The sequence below is a fragment of the Engelhardtia mirabilis genome (assembly GCF_007748095.1).
Taxonomy (GTDB): domain Bacteria; phylum Planctomycetota; class UBA1135; order UBA1135.
In genome coordinates this window covers 2,928,086-2,941,842 of record NZ_CP036287.1, presented here as the reverse complement: position 1 = coordinate 2,941,842, position 13,757 = coordinate 2,928,086, and the positions used below count along the sequence as shown (strand labels likewise).

Genomic DNA, 13,757 nt, shown 5'->3' with positions numbered 1-13,757 from the left:
ACCAGCACGCCCGCGAGCACCATGGTGCAGGACTTCCGCACCGCACCGGCGCAGTACAAGCACTGGCGCCTGGAGGTCGACGGCGACATCGCCACCTTGACCATGGCCGTGGATCCCGAGGGGGGTCAGCGCAGCGACTACGAGTTGAAGCTCAACTCCTACGACCTGGGCGTGGACATCGAGCTGGCGGACGCGATCCAGCGCCTGCGCTTCGAGCAGCCCCAGGTGCGCACCTGCGTCGTCACCGGCGGGCTCGACCGCGTGTTCTGCGCCGGCGCGAACATCAACATGCTGTCGACGAGCCCGCACGGGTTCAAAGTCAACTTCTGCAAGTACACCAACGAGACGCGCTGCGGCATCGAGGACGCCAGCGCCAACTCGAACGTGCGCTTCCTGGCCGCGCTCAACGGCACCGCCTCGGGTGGCGGCTACGAGCTGGCCCTGGCCTGCGACAAGATCCTGCTGGTGGACGACCGCAACAGCGCGGTGTCCTTCCCCGAGCTGCCGCTCCTGGGCGTGCTGCCCGGCACCGGCGGCCTCACGCGCATCGCCGACAAGCGCAAGATCCGCCGCGACCGCACCGACGTGTTCTCAACCCTGGCCGAGGGCATCAAGGGCAAGCGCGCGGTCGAGTGGGACCTGGTCGATCGCATCGCGCCCCTGTCCAAGTGGAGCGAGTCCGTGTCCGCCATGGCGCGCGAGCTGGCCGACGAGCTGCCCGACGCCTCGGGCAACCAGGGCATCGACCTGACGCGGCTGGAGTACACCGAAGCCGGCCAGGGTCGCAGCTACGAGTACGTGGAGCTGACCATCGCCGACGACGGTCGCACCGCGCACCTGACCGTCAACCTGCCCGCCGAGGTCGGCCCGAAGACGGCCGCCGAGGCCCACGCGGCCGGCGCGTCGTGGTGGGTCTTCCAGGCCTTCCGCGAGGTCGACGACGCCCTCTGCCACCTGCGGATGAACCTGCCTGAAGTCGCCGTGGTGCTGCTGCGGGTCGTCGGCTCGATCGACGTGGCCCTGGGCGCCGACGCCCTGCTCGCCGATAGCCACTGGTTCACCGTCGAGGTGCGGAACTTCGTCAAGCGCGTGCTCAAGCGCCAGGACAACACCGCCAAGAGCTTCTACGCCATCGCCGACCAGGGCACGGCCTTCGCAGGTCTGTTCCTCGAGATGGCCCTGGCGGCGGACCGCATCTACCTGCTCAACGATCCGGAGCTCCCGGTGCAGATGGGTATCTCCGGCACGGCCAACGGCGGGCTGTTCCCCATGTCCAACGGCATTTCGCGCCTCGAGACCCGCTTCCTCGGTGACGAGACGGCCCCGGCCCGCATCCTCGAGCACCAGGGGGCGATCGACGCGGAGACCGCGGACGAGCTCGGCCTGGCCACCAGCGCCCCGGACGAGATCGACTGGGACGACGAGATCCGCCTCGCGATCGAAGAGCGCACGGCCTACTCGCCCGACGCCCTGACCGGCATGGAGGCGAACCTGCGCTTCGCCGGACCCGAGACCATGGAGACCAAGATCTTCGGGCGACTGACCGCCTGGCAGAACTGGATCTTCCAACGCCCCAACGCGGTGGGCGAGCGCGGCGCGCTGAAGTGCTACGGGACGCCCCAGGCCCCCGAGTTCGACTACAAGCGCACCTGACCCGACGCCGCACCGACTCGGCGTCGGTCCGCGGCCGCCCCACCGAACACGACTTCACCCTCTTCTCCTGGCCCTTCCACCGAACTCACACGCAACCATGCCCGGCATCGACTACAGCCAGAAGATCCCGAACAACGTCGACCTCAAGTCCGACAAGCGTCTGCAACGGGCGCTCGAGTCCTGGCAGCCCAACTACCTGGACTGGTGGGCCAACATGGGGCCCACGGACTTCAACGAGAAGGACATCTACCTGCGCACCGCGGTGGGCGTCGACGCCAAGGGTTGGGCCCACTACGACTACGTGGCCATGCCCGACTACCGCTGGGGCATCTTCCTCGAGCCGCGCCAGGGCGAGGCGACCATCGGCTTCGGCGACCACTTCGGCGAGCCCGTGTGGGACCAGGTCCCCGGCGAGTACCGCAACTGGTTGCGGCGCCTGATCGTGACCCAGGCGGACACCGAGCCCGCTTCGGTCGAGCAGCAGCGCCTCCTGGGCCACACCGCGCCGTCCCTGTACGACCTGCGGAACCTGTTCCAGGTCAACGTCGAAGAAGGCCGTCACCTGTGGGCGATGGTCTACCTGCTGCACGGTTTCTTCGGCAAGGACGGCCGCGAGGAGGCCGACGAGCTGCTCGAGCGGCGCTCGGGCAACCCGGACCACCCGCGCATCCTGCAGACCTTCAACGAGCCCTGTGAGGACTGGCTGTCCTTCCTGTGCTTCACGATGTTCACGGACCGCGACGGCAAGTTCCAACTCCTGAGCCTGGCCGAGTCTGGCTTCGATCCCCTGGCGCGCACCTGCCGCTTCATGCTGACCGAGGAGGCCCACCACATGTTCGTGGGTCAGACCGGCGTGGGGCGGGTGATCCAGCGCACCTGCGAGGTGGTCAACGAGGGCAAGGACCCCGTGGAAGTCGGTGCGATCCCCTTCGAGATCATCCAGAAGTACATCAGCTTCTGGAGTTCCTCGAGCACCGACCTGTTCGGCTCCGAGGTCTCGAGCAACGCCTCCAACTTCTTCCGGGCCGGCCTCAAGGGCCGCGCCAACGAGTCCAAGCTGGAGGACCACCGCGCCCTCGAGGGTCACTACGACCTGCCCGTGATCGACGGCGATCGCGTCACCAACGACGAGATCCCGCTGCGCAACGCCATGAACGAGGTCCTGCGCGACGAGTACGTCAAGGACAACGAGAAGGGCATCGCCTACTGGAACCGGATCTGTGAGAAGGCCGGCGTCGACTTCCGCTTCTTCCTGCCCCACCGCCGCTTCAATCGCTCGGTGGGTCTGTACGCGGGCCGTCGCTTCGATCTCGAGGGCAACCTGATCGACGAGCAGACCTGGAACCAGAAGGTCGGCGAGTGGCTGCCCACCGCCGAAGACAAGGCCTACGTCAAGTCGCTGATGGTGCCCTGCTTCGAGCGCGGCAAGTACGCAGGCTGGATCGCCCCGCCGGCCAAGGGTGTCAACGGTCAGGAAGTCGACTTCGAGTACGTGAAGCTCTAGTCCGGACTCCTCCGACACTGTCACGCACGCCCGCCGGTCCGAACCGGCGGGCGTGCGCGCGTTCGGGGGCGCTCAGAGCCCCGGCGGTCGCTATGCTGCCGCCGATGGACGACGCCAGTCAGGCCCTGCAGGACGCGATCGACGACGGAGACGTGGCTGCCCTGGGACGGCTCTTGGCCGCCGACCGCGCCCTGGCCAACCGACGCGACGAGGGCGGGCTGACGCCCCTGATGCGGGTCCTGATGGGGATCGATCGCGACCCCCGCATGATCGAAGCACTGCTGGCCGCCGGCGCCGACCCCAACGCCACCACCGAGGACGGCGAGACCGCCCTGCACCTGATCGTCGACGTCGAAGGAGACGGCGGCTTCGGGGACGAGCCGGTGCAGCTCGCGCGGCCCCTGGTCGACGCAGGCGCCGAACTGGAGGCCCGACAGGCCGAGGGGCTCACCCCCCTGCAGTTCGCGGTGGTCCACGGCACGCCCGACGAGGTGGCAGCCCTGGCGCGACTCGGAGCGCGCGTCGACCGCTGCCTGCCGGCCGATTTCGACCCCGCCGGCTTCGCGGGCTTGACCCCCCTGGCGGCGGCCCTGGGCTCGAGCGCCAAGGTCGAGGCCCTGCTCGCAGCAGGCGCCGATGCGGCCCAAACCGACGCCAGCGGCCGGACCGCGGTCGAGCACTGCCACGCGCGCCGCGAGGCAGCCGAGGCAGCGGGGGATGATGACCTGGCGCGGGCGCTGGGCGCCTGCGCCGAGCTCCTCGCCCGTTGAACTCGATCGACGGGCGGCAGGCCCATCCATGCCGCCGACAGCCGGGCGGCCCTTGCCGGTGCCTTCGGCCGCGGGCCGCGTGACCACCCTGGGCAGCTGAGTCCACACCGGTTGACAGCGAGGCCCAGGGGCCTGGTCCGACGACTCGACCGACCGGGGGGGGCGCCCGTCCGCGGAGGACTCGAGCTCCAAATGGAAAGTCCTTCCGAGCGTCACTGAGGCCGCCGAGGCCGCCCTGTTGGCGGCAGCTCGCGCAACCGAACGGCAATCCGTGGCTTTTCGCGCCGGCGGCTCCAGAGCGCGCGGCGCGCGGGCCGATCCCTGGCTGCACGAGGCGACCGGTAGAACGCGGCTTGGGAAGGCTGCACCGGACTTGCCTCCCGACTCAAGGGGTCTCAACGGATGTCGGCTTATCCGCCGGTCTGCACCACGGGGGTGGTGCGGCGGCAACCTATCGGCAGCTCCCCGCTCGGCTTGGCCGCGGCGGTCGCAGGACTGTTCCTCGTGGCAGGCTGCGGCGGTGGTGTCACCGACGGCTTCTTCACCGACAACCTCGACGATCCTGGACCGTCCGGGCCAAGTCCCGAGATCAACCTCGAGCCGCCCGCCGCGGGCCAGACCGTGGCGGTGATGGAGGTCGTCATCCCCGACGCGAGCGAGTTCACCCTGCGGGGCACCCTGCCGATCCCGAAGGGGCTGTTCACCGACAGCAGCACGACCTACCCGTTGACCGTCAAGGACGCCGAGGGCAACTCGGTTCCGACGCAACTGGAGATCGTCAGCCGCTACCCGCGTGAAGAGGACGGGGCCGATGTGGTCGAGGTGATCGCGCGGGTTCCGCGCCCGACCGGAGCCGTCACGGGGGATCGAATGGAGTTCGAGGTCGCCGCGGTCGCGAGCGGCCTCGCCGTGCCAACGCCGACAGCCCAGGCTGTCGCCGCACACCTCGAAGGCACCCAAGCCATCGGTACCGGCGTTGCCGCGTTGCTCGCCGATCAGAGCTCCGTCAAGCTGCGTACCTGGGACGCCTTCGGGCACGTCTACACCTTCACCCCCCTGAAGGAGGCCCACAACCCCAAGGTGTTGCGCTTTGGCCCGCTCGAGACAACGGTGCGGACCCACAACGTGATGCAGCCGTTCACGCCCGTGAGTGGCTCGAGCGGCACGCTCGAGCACATGTTCGGAGTCCACGGCTACTCGACCACCCTGGCCGAGGAGGACGTGCTGCTGCTCGATCTACGCATCCACAACGGTCTGGACGGCGCCACCGGTTCCGTCAACGACGACCCCCAGGGCAAGCTCTACTTCGAAGCGCTCGAGATCTCGGTCCCGGTCGGCTACAGCGTGGTGCAGACCTTCGAAGACCCGGGCATGGGGACGCCGTACACGATCGGCTCCAAGCGCTACTTCCCGCTGGTCAAGCCCCTCGCGGGCAACAAGCTGCACGTGATGGGCAACCAGGCCCAGACGCACCGGCGCCTGGCCATCGCGCCCAACTCCAAGGTCGACCGTGCCCGCGAGTTGCTGGACCTCGAGGGTCTGGCCTTCGCCCGCCGGGGCGTCGACTCGGGTAGCGGCGACGACTACTACTCTTGGTGGAACCCGGGTACCGCGCGCTACTTCCCGCAGAACTTCCTGCTGCCCTCCCTGGAGCACGTCGGGCACGCCAACCTGCGCACGGCCCTGACCAACGAGGCCAACGAGCTCATCGGTCACCTCGAGAACGGAACGACCACGGGTCTCTATCCGTTCATCGCCGGGCAACTCGGTTGGGCCCATCCCTTCGGAGCCTCCTACGGGGGCATGACTGGCGGCAACGAGATCTTCCTGTTCGACGGCATCCGCACGGTGGAGTCGGCCTCGGTCGACGGCATCCGCAAGGTCCAGGCGAACCACCGCATGGCGATCGATCGGCAGCACAACGCCCTCTATCACATCGACGGCCGGCCGACGACCCTGGCCGACTGGTTGGCGGTGAACGGTTCGATCTCCTACATCCCGATGAACCTGTTCATGATCCTGCTGCCCGGCAGCAACGATCCCTTCGGGTATGCCACGGCGGATCCGTTCCAGGTGAACGCGGTGGCCACCGCCGGTCGTCAACCGGACTACGAGGCCGAGCTGCTGTCCTACGACTCCTACGACCTGGCCCATCTGATCCGCATCACGCGCCTCTTGAAGACGCTGGCCTGGACCATGAACGACCCGATGGCCAAGGACGACCTGCAGATGCAGGCCGAACTGTGCGCCATGTCGTACTCGCCCCACTACAACAGCCAGTGGGGCAACTACGTCGAGACCGGCATGCGGTACGACATCGAGTACGTCAACAGCCACCCGGGCAACGGCTTCCCCTACGGACGCCAGGAGGGTTGGGCCGCCGACACCATGGCTGCCTGCTACGCGCTGGCCGAGGAGTCCTGGCGCGACTACTACTTCAGCTGGTTCACCGACTACATGGACATGGTCTCGGCCGGCCAGGTGGCCTGCAGCGGCCTGATCTACGCCGACATCAACTTCAAGATCCTCGACGGCAACTACCGCGGGGCCCAGGCCTTCGAGACCTCGATCTGCGACAACGCCATGTGGGGCATCAAGGAGACGGTCTTCCGCGGTGAGAACAACGGCTATCTGGCGCTGACCGAGGACGTGCTGCGCGACTTCTACGACGCCTTCATCTCGGACTTCGCCTGGCACCCGGTGCTCGACGGACCCGCGCGCATGTACGCCACCGGCCCCCTGAACGAGAGCCTGCCGGCCTACTGCAACCCGGCGTCGATCCCGTCCGACGGGATGCTGTTCGAGACCAACACCTACCAGACGATCTCGAGTTTGGGGTACGGCTACATGCTGACCGGGGATCCGACCTTCATCACCAAGGCCGGGGATATCTTCAATGGCGACACCTTCGCGGAGGCCATGGCGGATGGGGACGAGAACGTCGAGAACAGGGCTGCCCTGCTGGCGGTGGTCCAGGTCCTGAACTCGGTGCTCTAGACCGGGCGAGCCCGGTCGACACAGGCACTGAAGTCGAGGCGCGCGGCCGGTTAGCATGGGCGGCGATCCAGGAGGATCGCCGCCCATGCTTCATTCAACCCGCACCCGTCGAGCCGCTGTGCTCGTTCCCATCCTCGCTCTGATCCCCGTGGCGACCGGGCTCGTGCCCGATCGCGGGGCGCAGCCCCCCGAGCCGGCCAACCGGGACGCCAGCGAGGTCGCCGCGCGCATCGTCACGGCGTCCTTGCTCGACGGTCAGGCCTACGACCACCTGGCGAGCCTGGTCGCGGCCGCCCCCCACCGCTTGTCCGGTTCGCCCGGCGCGGCGGCGGCGGTGGAGTGGGCGCGCAAGCGCATGACCAAGATCGGCTTCGACGAGGTCAGGCTCGAGCCCTGCACGGTGCCCCACTGGGAGCGGGGCGAGGTGCAGAGCGTGCGGCTGACGGCCCCGGCCAGCGTGACCGGTGTGGAGCTGCGCTGCCTGGCGCTCGGTGGCAGCGTCCCGTCGCCCGAAGGTGGAATCGAGGCTGAGGTGATCGCCATCTCGAGCTGGGACGAGCTGGCCCAGCGCAGCGCCGACGTCGCCGGCAAGATCGTGTACTTCAACCGGCCCTTCGACCTGGCCCTGCGCTCGACCTTCGAGGGCTACGGGGGCGCCGTGGACCAGCGCAGCCGCGGCGCCGTCGAGGCCGCCAAGGCCGGGGCGGTGGGCGTGGTGATCCGCTCGGTGGCGAGCGCCATCGACGACTTCCCCCACACCGGCGGCACGAACTACCAGGACGGGGTCACCAGGATTCCCGCCGCGGCCATCAGCACCCTCGCAGCCGAGCGCTTGGACGCTCTGGTGGCCCGTGGCCCCGTGCGCCTCAACCTGGAGCTCGACTGCCGCTGGCACGGGGACGCGCCGTCCTTCAACGTCGTCGGTGACCTCCTGGGTACCGAGTCGCCCGAGGAGATCGTCGTGGTCGGCGCCCACCTGGACGGTTGGGACGTGGGCCACGGCGCCCACGACGACGGGAGCGGCTGCGCCCACGCCCTCGAGGTGGTGCGACTGCTCCTGGACCTCGACCTGCGGCCGCGCCGGACGGTGCGCGTGGTGCTCTTCATGAACGAAGAGAACGGTCTGGCCGGGGCGCGGGCCTATGCGCGGGACCATGCCGATGAGCTGGATCGGCACGTCTTCGCGATCGAGTCGGACCGCGGCGGCTTCACGCCGCGCGGCTTCAGCACCAACGCGGGCGACGAGGCCCTGGCGGTGTTGCGAGAGCTGGCCGCGCCTCTGGACGAGATCGACGCGGGCAGCGTCGACCCCGGGGGCACGGGGGCCGACATCTCCCAGATGGCGGCGAGCGGCGTGCCCCTCGCGGGGTTCCTGCCCGATGGAGCCCGCTACTTCGCCTACCACCACACCGAGAACGACACCCTCGACAAGGTCAGCGAGCGCGAGCTGCGCCTCGGGGCGGCGGCCATCGCGGTCCTGGTCCACGCGGTAGCCGACCGCGAGCAACCCCTGCCGCGCAATCGCTGAGCCCGATCGGCCGTTGGGTCCGGCGGCGGTCTGCATCCCCGCCACCTGGCCCGCGCCGATCGGACAGCCGGGCCACGAGCGTCGGGCGAGGCCGGCTTCCGGACCCGTGGAGCGATTGGGGCCATCCAGACCGGGCGGTGAGCCTGCTAGCCCGGTTCGGTCACCAGGATCCGCGCCCAGCACGCCCAAACGGCGGCCTACGGCCGCCTCTCGCCCGCTGACGGCACCTTGCGAACCGACCCGTCCTCAGCGGGGCGTGAAGCCTCAGCCGCGGGGGCTCGGTCCGCAAGGCACCGCCAGCGACCGAGTTGGACGCACTGGACACGAATTCTGGTGACCGAACCGGGCTAGACTCCGATCGGCTCCGCCCTCGCCCGGCGACCCCGCCGACGGAGCCGACGGCCGCCCCCATTCGAGAGAAGGAGCCAGGACCATGGAGCCCGGAAACGGCGCCGCCATGAGCGATGCCTTTGAGTACGACGCCTTTGTCTGCTTCGCCCGCGAAGACGAGGCAGCCGTCGAGCGGCTGTGCGCGATCCTCTCGGACGAGGGCCGGCAGATCCTGCGCTTCGCGGCCGACGACGCGCCGACGCCGGAGGCGATCGAGAAGTTGTCGGCGGAGCTGGCCGGGAGCCGGCGGGTGCTCGGCTTCCTGACCCAGGCCTGGCGCCAGAGCTGGTGGAGCACCGGTGGCGATGCCCTGCTGCTCGGGCAAGCAGAGCGCGGCATGCGCCTGATCCCGCTCCTGATCGACGGTCTGCCGGTCGAAGACGTGCCGGTGGCCTTCAGCGAGCGCCCGGGCATTCGCATCGAAGTCCGCGACGACGGCTCCCTGCCGGACGAGCAGACGCGAGCCGTGTGCGCGGTGGTCTGCGCCGACCACGGCACCGACCAGTCCACCGTGCTGCGCCTGCACCGCTGGTTCGACGGGGACGACGACGCGCTGGAGCAGCTGCTCAGCGACAACCTCGCGTGGATGCAGACCTATGTGCGCAAGCACCTGAACGCCCGACTGCGGCGGCGCTTCGACTCGATGGACGTGGTGCAGGAGGGCGCGATGCGGATCCTGCGCTACAACCCGCGTCACCCCCCGGCCAACAAGGCGCAGATGCGCGCCCTGTTCAAGAAGGCCCTGCTCGACGCCCTGCGCGACAAGATCGATCACCTGACGGCCAACCGCCGCAACATCGACCGCGAGGAGAGCATCATCTCGCCCCTCGCCAGCGGTGATCGTCCGGTCGGTCCGTCGAGCGAGGACCGACCCGACGAGCTGGCGGACAAGCAGGAGCAGCGGGAGTGGGTCAAGCTCGCGCTGCAGTTCCTGGATCCCGTGGACCGCGCGATCATCCTGCGCCGGGACTACCACAAGGAGCCGTTCGAGGAGATCTCGGAGTCGCTCGGCCTGGCGAGCCCGGACGCGGCGCGCATGCGCTACAACCGCGCGCTCCCGAAGTTGGCCTGCAAGATCCGTGAGTTGCGGCGCTACCAGCAGGAGCAGCTGCGCGAGCCCGACCACGAGACCTCGGCGGGGAGTTGATTCGCACGCGCCCCACTGGGTAGGCGTTCGTACGGTGCCACATTCGTACGGTGCCAGGCACAAGACCGCCGCCTAACGGGAGAGGGCCACAGCCGCCTGCGGCGGCTGTGGCCCTCTCCCGTTGGGCGGCGGTCTTGTGCCTGGCACCGTACGAACGCCTACCCAGAGGACGTCAGCCGAAGCTGATGCCCTGGGCCAGGGGCAGTTCCCGGGACCAGTTCACCGTGTTGGTCTGGCGGCGCATGTAGGCCTTCCAGGCGTCCGAGCCCGATTCGCGGCCGCCGCCGGTGTCCTTCTCGCCGCCGAAGGCGCCGCCGATCTCGGCGCCCGAAGTGCCGATGTTGACGTTCGCAATACCGCAGTCCGACCCCACCGCCGACAGGAAGCGCTCGGCCTCGCGCACGTCCGAACTGAAGATCGCCGAGGACAGGCCCTGGGGCACGTCGTTGTGCTGGGCGATGGCCTCGTCCAGGTCGGCGACGCGGATCAGGTAGAGGATCGGCGCGAAGGTCTCGTGCTGGACCACCGACATGGAGTTGCTGGCGCGCATGATGCACGGCTTGACGTAGTGGCCGCCGGACTCGTCGCCGTCCAGGCTCAGGACCTCTCCGCCGTAGACCAGCTCGGCGCCCTCCTGCTTGGCCTCCTCGAGGGTGCGCTGCATGCCCTCGACGGCGTGGCTGTCGATCAGCGGCCCGCACAGGGTGCCGTCGGCCAGGGGGTTGCCGATCCGCACCTGGTCGTAGGCGGCGACCAGGCGCCGCTCGACCTCGTCGGCGATGGCGTCGGCGACCAGAACCCGGCGGGTGGTCGTGCAGCGCTGGCCGCAGGTCCCCACCGAGCCGAAGACGATCGCGGGGATGGCCAGGTCCAGGTCGGCGTTCTCCGTCACGACCATCGCGTTGTTGCCGCCCAGCTCCAGGATCGACTTGCCCAGGCGCCCGGCGACCTTCGCCGCGACCTCGCGACCGACGCGGGTCGAGCCCGTAAAGCTGATCAGGGGCACGCGACGGTCGGCCACCAAGCGCTCGCCGACTTCTTCGTTGGTCCCGATCACCAGGCCCAGGAGCGCACCCAGGCCCTCCTCCTCGAGCACCGGCGCCAGGATCTTGGTCGTGGCGATGGCGCACAAGGGCGCCTTGGGGCTCGGCTTCCAGATGCAGGCGTCGCCGCAGATCAGGGCGATCATCGAGTTCCAGGCCCACACGGCGACCGGGAAGTTGAAGGCCGAGATCACCCCGCAGATCCCCAGCGGGTGCCACTGCTCGCGCATGGCGTGTCCGGGGCGCTCGGAGTGCATCGACAGGCCGTAGAGCATGCGCGACTGCCCCACCGCGAAGTCGGCGATGTCGATCGCCTCCTGCACCTCGCCCAGGCCCTCCTGGAGGATCTTGCCCATCTCCAGGGTCACCAGGGCGCCGAGGGCGTCCTTCTTGGCGCGCAGGCGCTCGCCCATGCGGCGCACGATCTCGCCGCGCAGGGGCGCCGGCTTCTCGCGCCACTTCAGGAAGGCCGCCTGGGCGGCTTCGACGCAGCGCTCGTACTCGGCGGCGCCGGCCTGGGGGATGCGCGCCAGAACCTCGCCGGTGCCCGGGGAGCGGACCTCCAGCTCGGGCCCCGAGGTCGGGATCCACTCCCCGGCGTAGGCGCCGGAGAGTTGGCCGTCGAGGCCGAGCTCGCGGAGGATGGATTGGACGTCGCGGGCGGCGGTGGCAGCGGTCATGGCAGTCGTTCGGGGCTGGTTCCGGGGTGAACCGCGCGGACGATCGAGGCCCGCGGCACGGTATCGGGCCGAACAGGATGCCTGATCGCCGCCAGCGCGGCCAGGGGCCCAGGCGCCGCGCTCGGCCCGCGGGATGCCGGTCGAGTCTCGCCCGGGCGCCATCCTCCGGGGACCTGCGTGGTCACGGACGCCCGGCCCCGTTAGCCTGTTCGGCTCGAAATTCGTAGCGGCCGACCCACGGGGCGCCCCGGAATCGCCGCCGCTCCGACCCGCCCGTGCCACTCGAGAGTTGTTCGTCCATCGAGCAGCCGCCCCACCCGCACCGCCCAAGCCCGCCGCACCGCAAGCCCGATCGATGTCCGAGCGAATCATCTACAACATCCAAGAACTCAAGAAGTTCTACGGGCAGAAGGAGGTCCTCAAGGGGATCAGCCTGTCCTTCTTCGACGACGCGAAGATCGGCGTGATCGGTCCCAACGGCGCCGGCAAGTCGACGCTGCTGCGGATCATCGCGGGCGAGGACAAGGAGTTCGAAGGCGTCGCCAAGCCCGCCGCGGGCGCGACCATCGGCTACCTCTCCCAGGAGCCGCCCCTGGACGAGTCCAAGGACGTGGCGGGCAACCTCGAGGAAGCGGTGGCCCACGTGCGCGTCCTGACCGACCGCTACAACGAGGTCGCCGAAAAAATGGGCACGGTCACCGACGACGACGAGCTGATGGCCCTCTCGGACGAGATGGTCAAGCTCGACGAGCAGATCCTGCACCGCGATGCCTGGAACTTGGACAGCCGCCTCGAGCAGGCCGCGACGGCCCTGTGCCTGCCGCCCATGGACGCCGACGTCTCGAAGCTCTCGGGCGGCGAGCGGCGTCGCGTGGCCCTGTGCATGCTGCTGCTCGAGCAGCCCGACATCCTGCTCCTCGACGAGCCCACCAACCACCTCGACGCCGAGACCATCGAGTGGCTCGAGGAGCACCTGAAGACCTACCCGGGCTGCGTGATGTTGATCACGCACGACCGTTACTTCCTCGACAACGTCGTGGGCTGGATGCTCGAGGTCGAGCGCGGACACGGAACCCCCTACAAGGGCAACTACTCCGACTACCTCGACGCCAAGGCCAAGCGGCTCAGCGAGAAGCGCCAAGGCGACTCGAAGCTGCTCAAGCTGATCAAGGCCGAGCGCGAGTGGAAGGCCAAGACCCCCAAGGCCCGCACGACCCAAAGCAAGTCGCGTCTGCAGCGACTGAAGGATCTCGAGGGGCAGCGCGTCGAGGACCAGGTCGAGGCCGTCGACTTGCGTATCCCGCCCGGGCCGCGCCTGGGCGACAAGGTGATCGAGGTCGAGCACCTGACCAAGGGCTTCGGCGGTCGCACCCTGATCAAGGACCTGACCTTCTCGATGCCCGGCGGCGCGATCCTCGGGGTCGTGGGCGCCAACGGCATGGGCAAATCGACCTTGCTCAAGATCATGCTCGGCAAGGAAGAGCCGGACGAGGGCAAGGTCACCATGGGCTCGACGGTGCAGCTGACCTACCTCGACCAGTCGCGCATGATCCTCGACGACGAGAAGACGGTCTTCGACAACATCACCGAGGGCAACGAACGCATCCCCTTCGGCAACTCGTCGATCGACGGTCGCGCCTATGTGGCGCGCTTCAACTTCAAGGGCGAGGACCAGCAGAAGCTGCTGGGTGAGTGCTCCGGCGGGATGCGCAACCGCGTCCTCCTGGCGCGGATGCTCAAGAACGGGGCCAACGTGATCCTGCTCGACGAGCCCACCAACGACCTCGACCTGGACACCCTGCGGGTGCTCGAGGAGGCCATCGAGCACTTCCCCGGCTCGGCCATCGTCGTCAGCCACGACCGCTACTTCCTCAACCGGATCGTGACCCACATCCTGGCCTTCGAGGGCGACGGCTACGTCAACTTCCACCACGGGACCTACGAGGACTACACCGAGTGGCGCAAGGAATGGCGCGAGCGCATGGGCTTCGGCCCCGAGTCCCGCGCCGGGCGTTACCGCAAACTCCTCCGCAGCTGAAGTGCGC

8 protein-coding genes are annotated in these 13,757 nt (G+C 69.0%); 7 read left to right on the top strand and 1 reads right to left on the bottom strand.

Translation table 11 applies throughout. The features are described from left to right. Window positions 1–21 precede the first annotated feature (21 nt). From boxC to Pla133_RS10710, 6 genes are all read left to right on the top strand, one after another. The gene (gene boxC / locus Pla133_RS10735; protein WP_145070845.1) at window positions 22–1,653 is read left to right on the top strand and encodes a 2,3-epoxybenzoyl-CoA dihydrolase; all 1,632 of its coding nucleotides are present in this window, start codon (window positions 22–24) and stop codon (window positions 1,651–1,653) included. Between the two features lie 97 nt (window positions 1,654–1,750). Beyond that, window positions 1,751–3,157, top strand: coding sequence for a benzoyl-CoA 2,3-epoxidase subunit BoxB (gene boxB, locus Pla133_RS10730; RefSeq protein ID WP_145065013.1), 1,407 nt, complete (start codon window positions 1,751–1,753; stop codon window positions 3,155–3,157). A 104-nt stretch (window positions 3,158–3,261) separates the two neighbouring features. Next, window positions 3,262–3,927 carry an ankyrin repeat domain-containing protein gene (locus Pla133_RS10725; RefSeq protein WP_419192353.1) on the top strand — a complete coding sequence of 222 codons (666 nt, stop codon included), beginning with the start codon at window positions 3,262–3,264 and terminating at the stop codon, window positions 3,925–3,927. Between the two features lie 402 nt (window positions 3,928–4,329). After that, the gene (locus Pla133_RS10720) at window positions 4,330–6,924 is read left to right on the top strand and encodes a hypothetical protein (protein WP_145065008.1); all 2,595 of its coding nucleotides are present in this window, start codon (window positions 4,330–4,332) and stop codon (window positions 6,922–6,924) included. Between the two features lie 85 nt (window positions 6,925–7,009). After that, window positions 7,010–8,452, top strand: coding sequence for a M20/M25/M40 family metallo-hydrolase (locus Pla133_RS10715; RefSeq protein WP_419192352.1), 1,443 nt, complete (start codon window positions 7,010–7,012; stop codon window positions 8,450–8,452). Between the two features lie 457 nt (window positions 8,453–8,909). After that, window positions 8,910–9,989, top strand: coding sequence for a sigma-70 family RNA polymerase sigma factor (locus Pla133_RS10710; protein WP_419192351.1), 1,080 nt, complete (start codon window positions 8,910–8,912; stop codon window positions 9,987–9,989). 172 nt (window positions 9,990–10,161) lie between these two features. Here Pla133_RS10710 and amaB read toward each other — a convergent pair whose 3' ends face one another. Further along, a complete protein-coding gene (gene amaB, locus Pla133_RS10705) occupies window positions 10,162–11,712 on the bottom strand; it encodes an L-piperidine-6-carboxylate dehydrogenase (protein WP_145065002.1) in 1,551 nt (516 codons plus the stop codon). 355 nt (window positions 11,713–12,067) lie between these two features. Here amaB and ettA point away from each other — a divergent pair, with 355 nt between their 5' ends. Further along, on the top strand, window positions 12,068–13,750 hold the full coding sequence (gene ettA, locus Pla133_RS10700) for an energy-dependent translational throttle protein EttA (protein ID WP_145065000.1): 1,683 nt from the start codon (window positions 12,068–12,070) through the stop codon (window positions 13,748–13,750). Window positions 13,751–13,757 lie beyond the last annotated feature (7 nt).